The sequence below is a fragment of the Flavobacterium sp. 2755 genome (assembly GCF_031455715.1).
GTDB lineage: Bacteria > Bacteroidota > Bacteroidia > Flavobacteriales > Flavobacteriaceae > Flavobacterium.
Window position 1 is genome coordinate 187,138 of the sequence record NZ_JAVDTG010000010.1, and the last position, 17,747, is coordinate 204,884.

17 protein-coding genes are annotated in these 17,747 nt (G+C 32.2%); 3 read left to right on the forward strand and 14 right to left on the reverse strand.

The features are described from left to right. Positions 1-20: 20 nt before the first annotated feature. The gene (locus tag J2Y38_RS20725) at positions 21-1,397 is read right to left on the reverse strand and encodes a carboxypeptidase-like regulatory domain-containing protein (protein ID WP_309846395.1); all 1,377 of its coding nucleotides are present in this window, start codon (positions 1,395-1,397) and stop codon (positions 21-23) included. A 245-nt stretch (positions 1,398-1,642) separates the two neighbouring features. On the opposite strand from J2Y38_RS20725, the gene J2Y38_RS20730 reads away from it, so the two are divergent. Beyond that, positions 1,643-2,791, forward strand: a complete 1,149-nt coding sequence (locus tag J2Y38_RS20730; protein WP_309846397.1) for an NlpC/P60 family protein — start codon at positions 1,643-1,645, stop codon at positions 2,789-2,791. Here J2Y38_RS20730 and J2Y38_RS20735 read toward each other — a convergent pair. The 4 genes from J2Y38_RS20735 to J2Y38_RS20750 form a co-directional block, all read right to left on the reverse strand. Next, complete coding sequence (locus J2Y38_RS20735) at positions 2,783-3,184, reverse strand: response regulator (RefSeq protein WP_309846400.1); 402 nt, start codon at positions 3,182-3,184, stop codon at positions 2,783-2,785. The genes J2Y38_RS20730 and J2Y38_RS20735 overlap by 9 nt on opposite strands. After that, positions 3,174-4,607, reverse strand: a complete 1,434-nt coding sequence (locus J2Y38_RS20740) for a HAMP domain-containing sensor histidine kinase (RefSeq protein ID WP_309846401.1) — start codon at positions 4,605-4,607, stop codon at positions 3,174-3,176. Before J2Y38_RS20740 ends, J2Y38_RS20735 begins: the two co-directional genes overlap by 11 nt. Positions 4,608-5,002: 395 nt before the next feature. After that, entirely contained in the window at positions 5,003-5,407 is a 405-nt protein-coding gene (locus J2Y38_RS20745) for a DUF5958 family protein (protein WP_309846403.1), read from the reverse strand. Between the two features lie 93 nt (positions 5,408-5,500). Next, positions 5,501-5,872, reverse strand: coding sequence for a hypothetical protein (locus tag J2Y38_RS20750; RefSeq protein ID WP_309846408.1), 372 nt, complete (start codon positions 5,870-5,872; stop codon positions 5,501-5,503). A 483-nt stretch (positions 5,873-6,355) separates the two neighbouring features. Between J2Y38_RS20750 and J2Y38_RS20755 the strand changes: the two genes are divergently transcribed. Further along, on the forward strand, positions 6,356-7,765 hold the full coding sequence (locus J2Y38_RS20755) for an amino acid permease (protein WP_309846410.1): 1,410 nt from the start codon (positions 6,356-6,358) through the stop codon (positions 7,763-7,765). Positions 7,766-8,021: 256 nt separating this feature from the next. Here the strand turns inward: J2Y38_RS20755 and J2Y38_RS20760 are convergent, their stop codons facing one another. The 8 genes from J2Y38_RS20760 to J2Y38_RS20795 all read right to left on the reverse strand — a co-directional run bounded on the left by J2Y38_RS20760 (position 8,022) and on the right by J2Y38_RS20795 (position 14,916). Beyond that, on the reverse strand, positions 8,022-8,765 hold the full coding sequence (locus J2Y38_RS20760) for a hypothetical protein (RefSeq protein WP_309846412.1): 744 nt from the start codon (positions 8,763-8,765) through the stop codon (positions 8,022-8,024). Between the two features lie 229 nt (positions 8,766-8,994). Further along, positions 8,995-9,399, reverse strand: a complete 405-nt coding sequence (locus J2Y38_RS20765) for an MFS transporter (protein ID WP_309846413.1) — start codon at positions 9,397-9,399, stop codon at positions 8,995-8,997. A 153-nt stretch (positions 9,400-9,552) separates the two neighbouring features. Then, on the reverse strand, positions 9,553-10,014 hold the full coding sequence (locus tag J2Y38_RS20770; protein ID WP_309846414.1) for a DUF1810 domain-containing protein: 462 nt from the start codon (positions 10,012-10,014) through the stop codon (positions 9,553-9,555). Between the two features lie 156 nt (positions 10,015-10,170). Further along, positions 10,171-10,797, reverse strand: coding sequence for an alpha-ketoglutarate-dependent dioxygenase AlkB (locus tag J2Y38_RS20775; RefSeq protein ID WP_309846416.1), 627 nt, complete (start codon positions 10,795-10,797; stop codon positions 10,171-10,173). Positions 10,798-10,804: 7 nt separating this feature from the next. Further along, positions 10,805-11,581 carry an exodeoxyribonuclease III gene (gene xth / locus J2Y38_RS20780; protein ID WP_309846417.1) on the reverse strand — a complete coding sequence of 259 codons (777 nt, stop codon included), beginning with the start codon at positions 11,579-11,581 and terminating at the stop codon, positions 10,805-10,807. A gap of 71 nt (positions 11,582-11,652) precedes the next feature. Then, on the reverse strand, positions 11,653-13,032 hold the full coding sequence (locus J2Y38_RS20785) for an exonuclease domain-containing protein (RefSeq protein WP_309846419.1): 1,380 nt from the start codon (positions 13,030-13,032) through the stop codon (positions 11,653-11,655). A gap of 42 nt (positions 13,033-13,074) precedes the next feature. Beyond that, entirely contained in the window at positions 13,075-14,334 is a 1,260-nt protein-coding gene (locus J2Y38_RS20790) for a Y-family DNA polymerase (RefSeq protein ID WP_309846421.1), read from the reverse strand. A gap of 132 nt (positions 14,335-14,466) precedes the next feature. After that, positions 14,467-14,916 carry a LexA family transcriptional regulator gene (locus J2Y38_RS20795; RefSeq protein WP_256637470.1) on the reverse strand — a complete coding sequence of 150 codons (450 nt, stop codon included), beginning with the start codon at positions 14,914-14,916 and terminating at the stop codon, positions 14,467-14,469. A gap of 98 nt (positions 14,917-15,014) precedes the next feature. On the opposite strand from J2Y38_RS20795, the gene J2Y38_RS20800 reads away from it, so the two are divergent. Further along, positions 15,015-15,788: a LexA family transcriptional regulator gene (locus tag J2Y38_RS20800; protein WP_053472327.1), complete on the forward strand. Its 774-nt coding sequence runs from the start codon at positions 15,015-15,017 to the stop codon at positions 15,786-15,788. A gap of 104 nt (positions 15,789-15,892) precedes the next feature. On the opposite strand, the gene J2Y38_RS20805 is transcribed toward J2Y38_RS20800, so the two are convergent. After that, positions 15,893-17,611, reverse strand: a complete 1,719-nt coding sequence (locus J2Y38_RS20805; RefSeq protein ID WP_309846424.1) for an ATP-binding protein — start codon at positions 17,609-17,611, stop codon at positions 15,893-15,895. Between the last annotated feature and the right edge of the window lie 136 nt (positions 17,612-17,747).

Consider the following 17,747-nt stretch of genomic DNA (forward strand, 5'->3'; position numbering starts at 1 on the left):
TATTAAAGAAGATAAGCTAATTAATTAGTTTTAACCAAATCCGATTCCTGAAGTAAAGTTTTAACACGATTTGGTTTTGTATTTTCAAATTCCTCAATTGAAATACTATAGGTTTTATCAGATGGTGTTTTAGAATAATCATTATAAGTGTAGCCACCAATGATGTACAATTTATCATTGTAAAAATGCATGGCGCTAAATTTTAAAGGAAGATCAACGAGATATTCTTTTAATACTTTTGATTTTGTATCATAGACATACATTTTTTGATCTTCAAAAAAATAGATGACTTTATTAGAAGAAGTAATAGCAGGTCTTTCCAGATTCGAAAAAAGATGGCCTTCTGCCTGCCATTTTTCGGTAACTAAATCAAAAGTCTCAACTTCTGATAAAGGTTTTCCATTATTTCCTCCAATTAAAAATATCTTATCATCAATCACAATTCCATTTACTTCTTTAGCGGATGACATATTAGAAAGCTCATACCAATATCCTGTTGTAATGTTGTATAAATGCACTTTATTAGTGAAGTCTTTTTTGCCGCTTTCAGTCATTTTTACTGATCCGCCCATTACAATGATGTTGTCCTTATAAATAAAAGAAGCAAAATCAGATGCCTGATGTGGATTTGTATTATCAACTTTAATAGTTTGATTAGCAAGATTTAAAACCTCAATTTTGTCTTGCAAATATTCAAATTTTCCATTCACAGAAATTCTTTTTCCGCCTAATGCATAAATTGAATTGTCATATAAATGAATATTGTGATGCGCTCTTTTTGTGAATTTAATTGGCGAAATCTCCCAGATATCATTCTTGATGTCGTAAGCAGCAAAATCTCCTTTGTAAAATAGAAAAGTAGCATTTCGTCTCAATTCATCCTGAAGATCTTTTAATGTAGGTTCTACTTTTTCTGCAGCGAGTTTTTTCCAGGAATCAGATTCACGGGATCCATTTCCGCCCATAACATAAATTTTACCGTCTTTTAAGAATGATCCAAAAGAGAAAATAGGGTTTTTGAGTGGAGCTAATGACTCATAGCTTAATTTTGATTTTAGCTTTAACTCATGATTAGCTTTAATTGTTAATTCAGATAAATCTTCTGTCTTTTGTTTTAAAATAACTTTGAAATTTATTTTTCTAAGTTCATTTAAGGTGATTTTTGTTGTCTTGTAACTAATGTGAGAAAATTGCAGAGTGTCATTTTCAGGGAAATTAATTTCGGATTTTAAACTAAACTGCCCTTTATCATTAGTTAAAGCTGTTATGCTTTTAGATAAATAGGAAATGTTTACATCTTGAATGGGTTGATTATTGGCAGAAACAACAATTCCTTTTAATTCTTGTGCAATTGAAAATATCGGAAATAGAAGAAAAATAAAAAGTAGTTTTTTCACAAGTTTTAAGGTTAAGTTATTTTCAGTTTTTACAAATTTTATGAATATTCTTAAAAAACTGCGGTTCAAAAAGTTGGCTCAATTTTTATGCCGAGCTTGTTAATTTGAAGTAAATTAGTTGTTAAAAAAGGTTTGTTTTTTAGTTTAAAAAGTTAAATTCGCCTTTTAGGTAATATATTCGCGCTTTTTTGAGTTTGAATATTATCTAAACTTAAAAAAGGAGTAATAAACTTTAATAGGTAAATATGGTTTTTAGATTAATTATAGTATTGTTTTTTTTCAGTGTTGGCGCTTTTTCTCAGGAAAAATTTATCAAACATAAAATCTCAAAAGGAGAAAATCTTACTGTAATTGCTAAAAAATACGGATTAAAAGCTAAAGATATTAAAGAAGCAAATCCAGATGCACCTAAAGTTTTAAAACTCAACTCGATTTTATTAATTCCGAATAAAAACGCAAAACCTTCACAAAATACTCCTCAAACAATTGCTAATAATACCCCTGGTTCACATGAAGTTTTGCAAAAAGAAACACTTTGGGGAATATCAAAAAAATACAATGTTTCTGTCGATGATTTGAAAAAAGCAAATCCTACATTAGAAACAGAAGGGTTAAAAATAGGTCAGCAAATTATAATTCCATCAAATACTAATTTAGCAGTTTCTGAGAGTACAGTAAAAAATCCTGAAGTTGAGAAACCAGAGATAGTTTCTTCTACAGATGTTGATCTGGTTGTTGAGGTACAGCCAAAAGAAACAAAATACGCAATAGCTAAGAAATACGGAATAACGGTAAAAGAATTAGAGCGTCAAAATCCGTTTATAAAAGGAAAACTTCCAGTAGGATACGTTTTAAAAATAAGGACAACCAAAGAAAAAGCAGATGCTGCTGGTTCTATAGCTTCACTAACGCCTCAATTAGAAAATCCGACGACTGAAACTACAACTCAAGTTGCAGATAATACAGTAATTAAAAAAGATTCCACTTTTGTTTATAATGGTAATCACTCTGATTTAATTGACCAATTAATTCTAAATGCAACAGAAAATATCGGAACCCGTTATCGTTCTGGCGGAACTACAAAAGCAGGTTTTGATTGTTCTGGTTTAATGTTCTGCACCTTCGGAAATTTTGATATAAAACTACCAAGAAGCTCCATCGAGCAATCTCGCATCGGAACAAAAGTAGCTACTACAGAAGCGCAAAAAGGAGATTTAATTTTCTTTAAAACCAACGGAAGACGCCAGATTAATCATGTTGGAATGGTAGTTGAAAATACTGATGGCGAAATCAAATTTGTGCATTCTTCAACACATGGAGGCGTTATGATCTCTTCAACTAAAGAAGCGTATTATCAAAGAGCCTTTTCGCAAATAAATCGTATTCTAGAATAAAAATTTACTGGTAAGTTGTTTTTTTAACTCTTCGATCGGAAAAGGTTTATTTAAAAAATCCTTCACATATATATTATCTTTTATACGCTTAATTTCTTCCTGATCTAGAGTTGAAGACATTACGAAAATCTGAATTTCATTTTTGATTTCTTCGTTTAGTGTTTCGAATATATCCAGAAATTCAAAGCCATTCATTATCGGCATCTGAATATCTAATAAGATAATTAAGGAATGGCAGATTTTTTTATTTTTAATAATCCACTGCAGGCCCTCAAGTCCATTATTGGCAACAAAAACCTGATCTATATCCAGAACTTTTTTCAGCAGTTTTCTGGTAACAAGCTGATCAATCAAATTATCATCAATTAATAGAAATAAAGGTTTAAGCTCCATATGAAGTTGGTATTGTTACAATGAATTTGCTTCCAATATTGCTTTCAGAAAATACCGAAATATTTCCTTTAATGTTTTCTACAGCTTCTTTAACGATGTAAAGCCCTAATCCTGAACCTTTGTTTTTGTTTGTTCCAAAATACATTTCAAAAATATAATCCTTGCAGTCGTCATTAATCCCAATTCCATTATCAGAAACTTCAATTTTATTAAAACCTTCATGGATATAAGTTTTAATCGAAATAAACATTTCCTGTTTGGTATTATCAGCATACTTGATAGCGTTAGAAAGTAAATTGCTGATAATGATTTTTAAACGCAGGCCGTCACTTTCAATTTGGTCAACTAATAATTCCTGTGTAAAAGTTATTTTGCTGGCATTTTCAATATGCATCAATTGTGAAATGGCTTCATTAAAAATCTCCTGTAAGCTTACAGGTTCCATAATAATTTGTTTCCTTTTATTTTTAGAATAGTCAATAATATCACTGATAAATTGATCCTGCTTAGCAAGACTCTGATACATCAAACGCAGATAATCTTTTATTTGATCAACATCATCTTCCAGCTGTGTAATTTCAATCAAGCCTTTTAAAGAAGTTATAGGAGACCTTAAATCATGTGAAGCGCTGTATACAAAACGGTCTAACTCGTTATTGGCTAAAATTAGATTTTCATTTTTAACCTCAATTTCTTTTTTTGAAACAATTAAACGTTTTACCATTATCGAATAATAAGAGCAAACACTTAAAATGATTATTAAAGTAAAAATAATATTAGTAATGATAAGCAGGTTTTTGATTTTACGAGTTCCTTCTCCCAGCGTACTGGAAAAATTTCGTTCGTTAATGGTAAGTTTAGCGCTAATGCTGCTTATTTGATGAAGAAATTTTATTTGATCAGCAGCAGTTAAAGTGTTATGCTGGATTTTAGCATTAACTTGGGTGCCAATGATAAAAAGTTTCTCGATTAAGGCATCACCTTGCTCCCATTCGTGAATGGCCTTTGCTAAAAATGGAACATTTTTAAAATTTACAAACAACCAAACAAGGTCGTCTAAATCATCCTTATGATTTCGACCAATTGTAAAACCCTGCCTTGCTACTTTATTGTCGCCGGCCTTTAAAAGTGTTTTTCTGGCAATTCCGTCGCCTTGAGGTACTTTTAGTTCTTCTAAATATAATTTATATTGATTTGGATCTTTATTGTATAGATAGGTAATAAGATGGAGCGAAGCATCTTTTTGTCCTTTAGAGTAATGAGATTCTCCGTTTACATATGCTCTGTTAGCAGATAATATTTTAATCGTAAAAAAGTTGATGCAGATTAATAATGCACATGAAATAAAAACGATCAAAATTAAAATAAAAACATTAGGCAGACGAAAGCTCTTTAAAGATCGAATCTTGTCTATGATTTTCATATTAGTAGGTTAATATTAATATCCGGTCTATATCAAGCTTGTATGATTTTCTCTTTTTAGAATAGTATTGAGGCTGACTATTTTAAAGATTAAAAATAAACAATTGTTAATAAAAATACTTAAATTTTAAGACTTATTGAGTCTTTAACCAAATTTAGTAAAAAATATGTATCTTTTTACAAGCGGTTGTTTTTTTCTTATTTATTTTTATATTTTAAATTTAAATAATTGATAATTAAAATTTTATGTTTGTTTTAAATAATTGTAAATTTAAAGACATCATTTGATTATTACTTTATTTGATGAAAAATGTTATAGTAAAGAATGATTTTTTGTTTAATGTAAAAAAAGCTGTAAAATAGCTGTAAAATAGTATGTAGCTTAAATTATGAATATTAAAATTCGAATTCATGCCAAAAATGCCCGCAGCCATTTTTACATTCGGTATTTCTTCTTTCTGTATCTGTTATTTTAAAAATCCAGAGCATGGATGTTATCGTTTTTTTATTTTCAGATTCAGGAAGAAGAACTAATTTTTGTAATGCAATTTTTGTTGGATAAGTTTTAAGAAGTACAATTGGGGTATAAGTTGGCTTTAACGGAATAGTATTTATTGCAAGTTGATAAGCTTCTGAATTGTAATCGGTTTTGCTTGGAATAGCATTAATAATATAATTATTCAAAGTGATAAAAAGACTGTGAAAGTCATATTCATTATTATCTAACAGAAGATCTAATCCTACTTTGAAATCAATTTTATCTTGTGCAATTCGATTGATTAGTTTTTCTCTAGAATTCAAATCCACGGTGCAGTTTTATTTAAGTTTTGAATGCTTTAATTTATTATTTTTTTGCTGAATTTGTGTTTAAATCCCCGATTATAAGGTATAATTCTATTTAATTTCGACAATTTTTTCAGAAAAAAAAGAAAAATATTTTTGCACAGACAGTGATTCTTTTATTTTGGTTAATGTTTCAGATTTTATTTCGGAAGTGTAACTATCGCCTAAAAAACCAATTTTATCATAAGATACTAAAATTGAAATCAGATCAAGGAATGACTCAAAATCTTTTGAAATATAATTTACTACTTCAAAACTTTCTCCATCTAATAAAGCAATTTCGTTGGTTTCTTTTATTACAATTAATAACTCAGAATCACGAAAACCAATACTGACGAAATCTTTATGATCTTCATGATTTTTTAGTGTAAAACCAAAGAAAGAAAAATTTTTGAAATTTACATTTGTATTGAATTGCTCCAATAAAACTGTATTATCTAGGAATACTGCATTGGGTTTTATTGAGATTGAAAAATCAGAACTTATTTGTTCAGCATAGTCCTGATCAAAACCCTTTTTTAGAAAATCTTCGATTGTAGGGCAAACGTTTTTAATAGCGTCGATTTTGGTTTTAATGTAAGGCTCATAATGTGATTTAATATTAAAATAAAATTAATCTATAAAAAATGTTTACATTTTAAAAAGCAATATTTAGTAGCTAAAGTATTAATATTATTTTAATTTAAAGGAATACTATTATAAAACCAGACCTGATAAAATAATTGCTTCAGAAATGATTAATTATTATGTAGTTTTCAGATTGTTTTTATTACTATCTGCAGACTTAATTCAAATTTATACTCAAGAACTGATCCTGTTATAAATTTTTAATAATCTAAAATTTATAACAGAAAATCTAAAATTTCAGAAAAAAGTATATCTTTAACCAACCCAAAAACCAAAAAAATGCAAGAAGAAAACCAAGAACACTTTAAAAGAGAACTAGGATTATTAGACGGAACCATGCTTGTAGTGGGTTCTATGATTGGATCTGGAATATTTATTGTAAGTGCCGATATCGCCAGACAAGTGGGATCTGCCGGATGGCTTACTTTAATTTGGCTAATTTCTGGATTAATTACCATTATTGCAGCCGTAAGTTATGGCGAATTAAGTGCTATGTTTCCAAAAGCCGGAGGACAATATGTGTACTTAAAAGAAGCTTACAACAAATTAATTGCCTTTTTATACGGCTGGAGTTTTTTCGCCGTAATTCAAACCGGAACAATCGCAGCGGTTGGAGTAGCTTTCTCAAAATTTGCTGCTTATTTATACGAACCATTGAGTGATGAAAATATACTTTATGAAATTGGTTCATTCAAACTAAATGCAGCGCAGTTAGTATCGATTTTTACTATTATTTTACTGACTTATATTAATAGTCGCGGAGTTAAAAACGGAAAAATTCTTCAAACCGTTCTTACGATTATCAAAATTTTATCATTGCTTGGATTAATTGTTTTTGGATTAACGCTTGCAGCAAAAGCTTCGGTTTGGGATGCCAACTGGGCTGATGCATGGAATACACGTTCGTTTAATAAAGAAACGGGTTCTTGGCTGCCAATAGGCGGAACAGCTTTAATTACAGGAATTTCTGCCGCAATGGTTGGATCTTTGTTTTCAAGTGATGCCTGGAACGGTGTTACTTTTATTGCCGGAGAAATTAAAAACCCAAAACGTAATGTAGGTTTCAGTTTATTTCTGGGAACTTTTATTGTAACGATTATTTATGTTTTAACCAATATCATGTATTTGGCAGTAATTCCGTTAGACGAAATTGCAACAGCAAAATCGGATCGTGTGGCAGTTGTGGCTTCACAATATATTTTCGGAAATATTGGAACGTTGATTATCGCAATCATGATTATGATTTCAACTTTTGCCTGCAACAACGGATTAATTATGGCGGGTGCGAGAGTTTATTATACAATGGCAAAAGATGGTTTGTTCTTTAAAAAAGCGGCTGTTCTAAACGAATCCAGCGTTCCTGCATGGGCGCTTTGGGCACAATGTATCTGGGCTTCTGCTTTATGTTTGACTGGGAAATACGGCGATTTATTAGATTTCGTAATTATTATTGTTTTGATTTTCTATATTCTGACAATCTACGGAATTTTCATTTTGCGTAAAAAGATGCCGGATGCAGAAAGACCTTATAAAGCTTTTGGATATCCATTTTTACCAATGTTATATATTATAATAGCAGCGGCGATTTGTGTTTCATTATTAATCACAAAGTTCTCAACTTGTGGTTGGGGAGTTTTAATTATGCTAACAGGAATTCCGGTTTACTACTTAACAAAACCAAAAGAGTAAAAATTTGTTTCAAGTTTCAAATTGAAAACTTTAATAATACCAAAGCGCCTTGATAATCTCAAGGCGCTTTTTTGTGCAACAAATTTATAACCAAAAATAAAATAAAATTCCTCAAAAAAAATATGAATATGTCCACCGTTCTAATGGATTAAACGGGTTTACGCTGTTTTATTAAAACTATGCGATTGAATTAAAATAACCAGTAAAAACTCGGTTAATCCGTTAGACCCGTGGGCAAAAACTTTGTAAAGCGAGTTTATTTAACAGAATAAGGAAGTGAAAGATTTCCGCTGGCAACGGTATAAACTTTGTAAACGCCCAGCATTGGTTTTTTCCCTTCTCCTTCATGTGAACCTCCGGCACCAGTGCTGACTTCCATATAACAGCTTACAGCATCAAACTTGAAATTTGTTTTGTTATTGATCCTAAAATTGGGAACAATTACTTTTATTGAATTTCCTTTAGAAACGATATTAAAACCGGGACTGTCCATATACATTGCCATTCCGGGATTTGTTGGAGGTAAAATGACATTAGGATCACCTTTTGTAAATTCCTTAACCGAAAGCCCGCCCGCAACACGTTTATCTTCAACCAAAAGAACCCAGTGAGCATGCCAAACCAAACCGTCGTTAAGATAATTTCCGTCCAGATTTTCATCCCAAAGCGGAGTATCTTCAAAATCAGGATGTGAAGTCAGGGCAAGTGCTACAATTCCTTCGGCTTGACCGAAACCAATATCAGATGATTTTAAAGTGGTTGGAAAAACGTAAGCCAAAACAGGTGCTCCGTTTAATTGCCCAACAGGTTTAGGCATTGTTTTTCCGGCAGTTCCTTCAACCTTAATATCCCAAACCGTAATACCTAAATCTGCTTTATGAGTAATTGTGGCCGATTTTATCTTAAAGTCACTATTATTGTAAGTTCCGCATTTGTCACAGGCTTTTGAAACAGTGTAATTAAAAAAAATGAAGCATAAAATAAAAATTGATTTTTTCATAATTCATGTGGTTTAATGTTAATTGATTTGTAAGAAAACAATACATATGCCACACGAAAAATGCCCGAAAAACAAAGAGTTTCAGGCATTTTATGTTTTTAATAAGCTGTTATATTTCGAGAATCAAATTCTATTTCTTGAAATTTCGCTGCTTAATAGATTTTAGATAATCTCACGAAGCCACAAAAGTTTATTTTTCTTTTTGGTTTGGTATTTTATGTATTAAGAATCAAAGTTCTTTTAAATCGTTATTGATTCTTTCTTCTGTAGGTCTTAAGAAAATAAGATATATAATAATAAGGATTCCGAATAATACGAAATCAGGTTTTAAAAATAAGATTAAAAAAGCAGCGCCCTCTAAAATCGCCCATCGCATTATCGATGCTGTCTGATAAATGGGTAATTTGTCTTCGGTTTTTAGTTTTGGATCAATTTGTTTTAATTGTGATTTAAATAAAAAAGTGCTCAAAACAAAAGCTAAAACAGGAATAAAAACATACACCAATGATGATGAATCAATATTGGGAATATTTAGTTTTTCAACAGAAAGTTCGCCTAAAAAGAAATAAGCGACAATTGTTCCTGCACAAACGGCGAGGTGAATAATTTGAAGGGTTTTGATTTTTTCGGTCATGATTTGGTTTTTTATGCAAGGTAAAACTAAATCGAATACAAATAGAAAACTTTATGTTTTCGTGTTTTTGATGGAAAAACACAGCAAATAAAAACAAAAAAGACACTACATAATGCAGTGCCTTTATACGTAAAAATCTATGAGTGTTATAAATTATATAACAACAGCTTCAGTAGATGATTTTATAGTTGAATTAATAATAGATATTGTAAGCGGGTCTGATTCCCCAGAGAAAAAAGCATCTAAAATTTCCTGAAATATAGGATTCGTATTTTCGGCCATTGAAAAAAGCGTCATCGAAGAACGTAATTTTCTAGCGTCTAAATCACCAAAAATTCCGTCAGCTGATTTCCTTTTAAAAGTCAGTAAGATTTCAGAAATTTCAATAAGATGTTTTCCTAAAATAGGATGCTCCAAAAATTCTGAAGCTTCTTTTAGATCGGCAATCGCATAAAGATTTGAAGTATCACTAGTACCCAATCCTTTAATCTGAGGAAAAATAAACCACATCCAGTGTGTTTCTTTTTTTCCTTTTTTGATCTCAGCAAGGGCAGTAAGATAAAGTTTATTTTGCGCATCTAAGAAACGCGATAAATCATTGTTTGAATAAGCCATTTTGGTATTATATTTTAAAAAAGGGTTGCAAAACTAGTAAAAAAGAAAGGGTCTGCCTAATAAAACCTTCATACAATCAGTATTTTAACTTTTTTCGACAGAATTTTCCTCATCGTTATTAAATGGTGAAAAAACTCATTTTGAATTGATTATAAATCATACACTACGTTTGGTTTGTCTAAAAGTAAGGTTGATTCTGGGTAAAACATTCCGTGCTGTTTTAGGAACCTGATGCTGCCAAAAACTATTTGTTGTTCCTGCCATCAGTAAAAAAGATCCATGATGCAGCGGGATTTCGACCTGCGGAATTTCTTTGTTGAATTTATGGCGAAGCCTGAAAATTCTGGTTTCTCCAAAAGTCACCGAAGCAATAACCGGGTTTGGCCCCGTATTGTGTTCTTTATCGCTGTGCCAGCCCACGCCGTCATTTCCATCTCTGTATAAATTAAGTAAAACGGTATTAAAATCCAGCTGTGTTTCTTTTTCTACACGGCCTCTAATCTTTAGTAATTCATAATTCCAGTCAGGACCTTTTTGATCTGCTCCGGGATTATCCTTGTCTTCATACCAGGCGATCATTCTGGGAACCGTATAAGTTTTATCGTAAATTTCCATTTCGTACTCTCTCCATTTCGTTTTGCGAAGCAGTCTTTCATAAAAACGATCAGATTCTTCTTTGGTGAAGAAATTATCAATTAAAATCAATTCAGAATCAGGGATGTCAAATACTTTTTTTCCTGCCAAACCTGCGGTAAATAATTCGGTGTCGTTAAATAATGTCATTTTCCATTTATTTTTTGTCAATTTCAATCCAAACAGGAGCATGATCACTTGTTTTTTCCCAACCTCGCACATGACGGTCAACGCCGCCCGAACGTAATGCTGAAGCTATTTGCGGACTCAGTAAAAAATGATCAATTCTTAAACCGGCATCTCGTTCGTAAGCATTTCTGAAATAATCCCAAAAAGTGTAAATTTTCTCGTCAGGATATAATTTCCGAATCGCATCTGTCCAACCTTGCGAAACTATATCTGCAAAAGCTTTTCGAACTTCTGGCCTGAAAAGCGCATCGTTAACCCATTTTTCTGGTTTATAGACATCTAATTCTGTTGGCATAACATTAAAATCACCAATTAGAATTACAGGGATTTTTAAATCCAATAATGTTTGTGCACGTTCAGTTAAACGATCAAACCATTTTAATTTATAGTCAAATTTAGGTCCCGGCAGAGGATTTCCGTTTGGAAGATACAGGCAGGCAATCACGATTCCATTAATCAAAGCTTCGATATAACGACTTTGTACATCTTCATCATCTCCCGGAAGAATCCTCGTTACTTCCTCAATTTCCATATTTCTGGCAAGAATTGCAACGCCGTTCCATTGCTTTTGTCCGTGCCAAATCGCATTGTAACCGGCATCATTAATCGCTTTAAGTGGAAAATTATCCTGTGGCGCTTTTAATTCCTGAATGCAGACAATATCTGGAGCAGTTTCATCAAGCCAGCGTAATAATACAGGCAGGCGTCCGTTGATTCCGTTTACATTATATGTTGCTATTTTCATGGTACATTTAATTAGTTGTATTATTAAATTTACTGATTATTAAGCATTTAATCTAGATTGATTTAATATTCTTATTTCAGGAACTGTTTGTTAAAGAACACTTTACCCGGATGTTTTTCTGCGTAAGCAAAAATCAAATGTTCAATATATTGATTACTTTTATAAGGTTCAGTATAATTTTTTACTTCTAAAGGATCATGAATTGAAATATCTGACGGAATATATCCCATACCATGAAAATGTCCGTTTTCAATCCAAATGCAGCTTCTTTCGTCTTTAGATCTTCCTTTGTCAATAATCGCAAAAGTGGGTCTGTTGGTTAATAAAAAATCAATGGCATTATCAACTTGTTCGTTGTGAAGTACAACATCAGGTAAATCTTTTACTTCATTATTTTGAAAAAGCTCTCCTTCTTCTGGTCTTGTATATTTACAGAATCTATGATCGATTTCAAATTGTTCTGCCAGACTTCGCAATAAATTTATTCCATCATATTGGCTGTTAAATTCATGAATGCAGATTTGAAATTTGCTTACTTTTCCAATGGCGAGATATTTATAACCGTTTCGGGCTTCGTATTGGTAGATTCCAAATTTCGCTTCAAAGCGTTTTAAAGCTCTGTTGTAAGTTGGCCAGAGTTTTTTGATTTCGGTACATTCTAATAAAAGCGCCATTAATTCTGTACCGCAGATTTCGAAGGAAATTCCGTGAATATCCCTTAAAAAGTGCTGCCTTTGCGGATTAATATTGTTACCGCTGAAATGCGAAGCCACACGTTTTTTTACATTAATTGCTTTTCCAACATAAATCACTTTTTTCTGTTGATTATAAAAATAATATACACCAGGTTTTTCAGGTAAATTATTAAAATCATCAGGCGGAAGATTCGGCGGTAAACGCTGATCTTGTGCCGTTTTTTTGATCATTTTATCGATTTCTCCCGCATCGTCCCATTCCAGTAAAAGCGAAAATAAAATAGCAGTTGCATCTGCGTCTCCGCCCGCGCGGTGTCTGTTTTCTAAACCTATGTTTAAGGAATTGCAGAGATTTCCTAAACTGTAAGAACCTAAACCGGGTTTAATTTTTCTGGCCGCACGAACGGTACAAAGTTTTTTTGCCGACCATTTAAACCCTGCTTTTTCAAGTTGATGATGAACAAATGAATAATCGAAGTTGACATTATGGGCAACAAAAACACGATCAGTAAGCATTTCTAATACTTTCTCTGAAATATCGTCGAAAATAGGTGCATTAGCCACCATTTCATTATTAATACCGGTTAATCCAAAAATAGAAGGAGGAATGTCCTGCTCCGGATTTACAAGTGTTTCATAACGATCAAGTACATTTTTACCATCATGAATAATAATGGCAATTTCTGTAATGCGGCTGCCACTGGCGTTCCCGCCTGTGGTTTCAATATCGACTATGGCATATTCCGTATTTTTCATCTTTATATAACGTAAAACCGATTGTTTTTCTGTTGTTTATATTTAAACTTTAACCGTAATAACATCTTTGAGCAAAGTAGAAAATTTGGGAGATAATCTGTTCTGCTTCATTTTCCATTGCCGCCCCAAAGACTGCACACCGAATTTAATTTTATTGTTACCATAATTTTGGTTCATTTTATCAATCACACTCATTAAAGGCTGATGTTTAGGGTTTGAAGTTTCAAATAAATTAAGCTGTGTTTCACTATTTGGCGTTAAGCCCATTACAATTACACCTGCTTTTTTATAACGATAGCCTTTTTTAAAAATAGCTTTAAACCCCTTTTGTGCAGCCTCATTAAGTTCTATTGTCGAATTGGTCGGGAAATCTGTAGAGATGGTAATACTTCGTGAATATTGTGATTCTTCATTCTTTATAAAACTAGTCTGGATAAAAACGGTTACCATATTGCAATGACATTCCTGACGTCTTAATTTCTCTGCGCAAGAAGCTGTAAATGTGCTGATCCGTTCCGATATTTCTTCAAAAGTAGTATACCTTTTTTCAAAAGATCTCGTAGTAGCAATCATTTTACGGTCTGCGGCTTCTTCTAAATCCAAAGTTGGTTTTCCTTCTAATTCATGTTTTAACCGAAGTCCCACCACAGACATTTCTTTTCTTACCCAAGCATCGGGAAGCAGGATAAAATCATAAGCTGTAATTATTTTTTTTAATTTAAGACGTTTTGCATGTTTTCTTCCAATTCCCCAAACGTCTTCAATTTTAGTCCACTTTAATGCTTTAATTCTTTTTTCTTCAGAATCAATACAATAAACGCCCTGCGTACGATCTGCAAATTTTCGGGCAATTTTATTCGCTACTTTAGCCAAAGCTTTCGTAGGCGCAAAACCTATACTAACCGGAATTCCTGTTCCTTGCGTGACTTCTTTCCGCATTTTTAAGCCCAGCGTATTCAGGTCAAATAAATCGTAACCCGAAAATTTCAGGAAAGCTTCATCAATACTGTAAATCTCGATTTCGGGCGTATACATTTGAAGCAGGTTCATTACCCGATTGCTCATATCGCCGTACAACGGATAATTAGAAGAATAAACAAAAATGTTTTTTTCTTTAAAAACAGATTCATACTTAAAAGCCGGGATAGCCATTGGTATTCCCAAAGCTTTAGCTTCATCAGAACGCGAAATAACACAACCATCATTATTAGAGAGAATAACAATAGGTTTTCCTCTTAAATGCGGTTCAAATACTCTTTGGCAAGAAGCATAAAAATTGTTACAATCGACTAAAGCAAACATTTTCTAAATGTGTTTTTTATTTTATTTCTATTTCTATTTTGTCACCCTGAGCGAAGTCGAAGGGCTTCATCTTATAAAGGTCTTCGACTTCGCTCAGACTGACAATTGATTTCGCTCACACTGACAATGAACTTAAAAAGTTTTAATACAATGAACCACAATTCCCCAAATCACAAAATTATTTTCCGGGGTTACTTTTATAGGCTGATAATCTTCATTTTCGGCAATAAGCCAAATAATGTCTTTTTCTATTTTGATACGTTTTACAGTAAATTCCCCATCGATTTGGCAGACAGCAATTTTATTATTTTGAGGTTCCAGACTTTTATCAATAATCAATAAATCGCCATCATTGATACCAACATTTTTCATAGAATGTCCTTTAACTCTGGCAAAATAAGTAGTGTATTTATGTTTGATGAATTCTTTGTTGAGATCAATCGATAATTCGATAAAGTCATCAGCAGGCGAAGGAAAGCCCGCGCTGATACCAACGTCAAAAAAAGGTAGTTTTACTTTTGAACTTACATCCGGAATGTACAATTCTATTGATTTTGTGGTATTTATATTGCTCAATTTCATGATCACTTCAAAAAAATGTTTTTTTGTATAAAGCAAAATTAGTACAGTTGATAACATTTTTTTATATATTTGCTGTTCCAAATTATAACAAATTAATTATGTCCTTATTTTCAGATAACATCAGAGCATTGAGGGTTAAGCATAAAATATCGCAGGAGAAATTAGCTGAGAACCTTAGCATTACCAGAGGAAGATACGTTAAATACGAAGATGGAACTTCGGAAGCACCGTATGATATTTTAAAGAAAATTGCCTTATATTTTCATATGAGTATTGACTTGATATTATCTGTCGATATACGCAAAATTGATGTGCAAAATTTGATAAAACTGGAAGGCAATCGACTTATTTTACCCATTCAAGTCGATAGTTTTGGAGAAAACTTTATTGAAATTGTCTCTCAAAAAGCAAAAGCAGGTTATCTAAACGGGTATGCTGATCCGGAATATATTGAAAGTTTACAGCAGATTACACTTCCTTTTTTAGGACCGGGAAAACATCGCGGATTTCCTGTTGAAGGTGATTCAATGCCTCCACACGAAGATGGTTCTATTATTATTGGCCGTTATGTAGAAAAGCTGGGAGAGGTGATGGATGGTAAAACCTATATTCTTATCACTAAGAATGAAGGAATGGTATATAAGCGTCTCAATAAAAACAAAAAGAACGCCTTGGTTTTAGAATCGGATAATAGTTTTTATCCAAATTATGAAGTGAAAGCTTCTGATATTTTGGAGATTTGGGAATACGAATGTAATATCGGCCGTTCGGATAAAAAACAAGAAATAACAGAAACTGGAGCAATGAAGGATTTGCTTTTAGAATTAAAAAGAGAAGTTAGGGAGATTAAGAATAATACTTCGAATACGTAAATTTTTTTCGCCACGAAGGTACTAAGACACAAAGCTATTCAAAAATCTTTCAAATTCTTTAAATAAACTTTGTGTCTTAGTTCCTTCGTGGCAAGACAAAAAAACTAAACCTTCAAGGAAAACCAAAACGTGCTTCCTAAGCCTAAATTGCTTTCTACACCAACGCTTCCGTTTTGTGCCTCAATAAATTCTTTACTAATTGCCAAACCCAATCCTGTTCCGGATTTCTGACTTCCCGGAACCTGAAAATATTTATCAAAAACTTTGTCTTTATATCTTGTGTCAATTCCTTTTCCGGTGTCAATAACCTGAAATACGATTTGATTATTTTCTTTTTTTAATTTGATGAAAATCGTGCTTTTTTCAGAAGAATATCTTATCGCATTCGATAAATAATTAATCAAAACCCAGCCTGTTTTTTCACTGTCGGCTTTTACGTTTTGCAGGGTTTCATCAGCATCAATTAAAAGGTTTATTTGTTTTTGATCAGCTTGGACTTTTACAGCTTCGACAGCATAATTTACAATTTCATGCGGATTACTTTTTTCGATATTCAGCTGAATATTTCCGGTTTCTAATTGCGATAAATTAAGCAATTCGCCTGTAATTTTTAATAATCGCTGACTGTCATCTTTTATGCTTTCGACCAATTGTTTCTGGTCGTCGTTCATATCGCCTGTTTTCCCATTTTCAAGTAACTGTAGACTTAATTTTATAGACGCAATAGGAGTTTTTAATTCGTGGGAAACTGTGGCAATAAAGTTGGTTTTGGCAAAATCCAATTCTTTAAAAAGCGTAATATTTCGCAGAATAATAACATCGCCAATATTGATTTCTTTTTCTTCTCCCGTTGGAATTATGGTAATATTTAGAATTTCTTTTTCGAAATAACTTTCTTTTCCGTGCGCATAAATTTTAAGTGGCTGTTTTTTAGGAGAATCGGAATCTTCTTTTAAAATTAAAGAACGAATCAAATCATTTGACAAGGCTAGAGTAGAAGCTGATTTACCAATAACATCTTCCAGTTTCAGACCAACAATTTTTAGCGCTTCATCATTAGCAAACAAAACAATTCCTTCGTTGTCCAGACCAATAATAGGATCGTGCATATTATTAATTAAAGTTTCCAGTCGTTTCTTTTCGAAAAAAAGTTTGTATAGATTACTATCGCTGTATTCCTGAAGTTTCTGCGCCATCGTATTAAACGATTTTGCCAAATCTCCATATTCATTATGATTGGTAAAATGAACGCGTTCTGAATAGTTTTTGTTGGCAATTTCCTTAATACTCAGCGTCAATTCCTTAATCGGATTGGCTATATTATTTGGGAGATTGACCAGCAAATTAAAAGCAATCAAAAAGCATAAACTTCCCACAATGGCAATCCATAAATTAGCATTTTCAGCAGTTAGTTTTGCAATGTCGCTTTTCTGTTTTATCGCATCCAGATTCAGTTTCATAATAGCAAAAATATCCTGTCTGATTTTTGTTTTTATGCCTTCGTTTGCTCCGTTTTTTTCTAAAAGCATAAAACTTTTTTCCAGGTTTGCTGTTGCTTCTTTTTCTCCAGGTTCGGTAACATTTTTTGTTTGTTTTTCAAGATATTCCTTGAAAACATGAATCTTACTATCAGGAGTTGCTTTAATTTCATCCAAAGACAAAATCATATTTCGCGAATATTCCAGCGTATTATAATTCGCTTTCAGAATATTCTCTGTATCTGCTTTTATCAAAAAAACAGAATAACCACTAACTAACGAAAGTATAATGATCATTAAAAATAACAATCCAACTCCCAGATTCAATTTGGTTTTAATTCTCATGGCGTTTATTTAAAAACAAGTTTTTTTATTTGAACCATTAAGATATTAAGGAAATTAAGCTTTGAACTTAATGAAACTTACAAAGAGAGAATTAAGCAGAGCCTTTATTTTCTTAATATCTTAATGGTTAGAAAAA

Bases quoted from the DNA above. Each gene is read 5' to 3' on its own strand.
- J2Y38_RS20730 (WP_309846397.1), top strand. From the start codon at position 1,643: ATGGTTTTTAGATTAATTATAGTATTGTTTTTTTTCAGTGTTGGCGCT.
- J2Y38_RS20805 (WP_309846424.1), bottom strand. From the start codon at position 17,611: ATGAGAATTAAAACCAAATTGAATCTGGGAGTTGGATTGTTATTTTTA.
- J2Y38_RS20785 (WP_309846419.1), bottom strand. From the start codon at position 13,032: ATGAAAAATACGGAATATGCCATAGTCGATATTGAAACCACAGGCGGG.
- J2Y38_RS20770 (WP_309846414.1), bottom strand. From the start codon at position 10,014: ATGGCTTATTCAAACAATGATTTATCGCGTTTCTTAGATGCGCAAAAT.
- J2Y38_RS20790 (WP_309846421.1), bottom strand. From the start codon at position 14,334: ATGTTTGCTTTAGTCGATTGTAACAATTTTTATGCTTCTTGCCAAAGA.
- J2Y38_RS20760 (WP_309846412.1), bottom strand. From the start codon at position 8,765: ATGAAAAAATCAATTTTTATTTTATGCTTCATTTTTTTTAATTACACT.
- J2Y38_RS20795 (WP_256637470.1), bottom strand. From the start codon at position 14,916: ATGAAATTGAGCAATATAAATACCACAAAATCAATAGAATTGTACATT.
- J2Y38_RS20775 (WP_309846416.1), bottom strand. From the start codon at position 10,797: ATGACATTATTTAACGACACCGAATTATTTACCGCAGGTTTGGCAGGA.
- J2Y38_RS20800 (WP_053472327.1), top strand. From the start codon at position 15,015: ATGTCCTTATTTTCAGATAACATCAGAGCATTGAGGGTTAAGCATAAA.
- J2Y38_RS20740 (WP_309846401.1), bottom strand. From the start codon at position 4,607: ATGAAAATCATAGACAAGATTCGATCTTTAAAGAGCTTTCGTCTGCCT.
- xth (WP_309846417.1), bottom strand. From the start codon at position 11,581: ATGAAAATAGCAACATATAATGTAAACGGAATCAACGGACGCCTGCCT.
- J2Y38_RS20765 (WP_309846413.1), bottom strand. From the start codon at position 9,399: ATGACCGAAAAAATCAAAACCCTTCAAATTATTCACCTCGCCGTTTGT.
- J2Y38_RS20735 (WP_309846400.1), bottom strand. From the start codon at position 3,184: ATGGAGCTTAAACCTTTATTTCTATTAATTGATGATAATTTGATTGAT.
- J2Y38_RS20755 (WP_309846410.1), top strand. From the start codon at position 6,356: ATGCAAGAAGAAAACCAAGAACACTTTAAAAGAGAACTAGGATTATTA.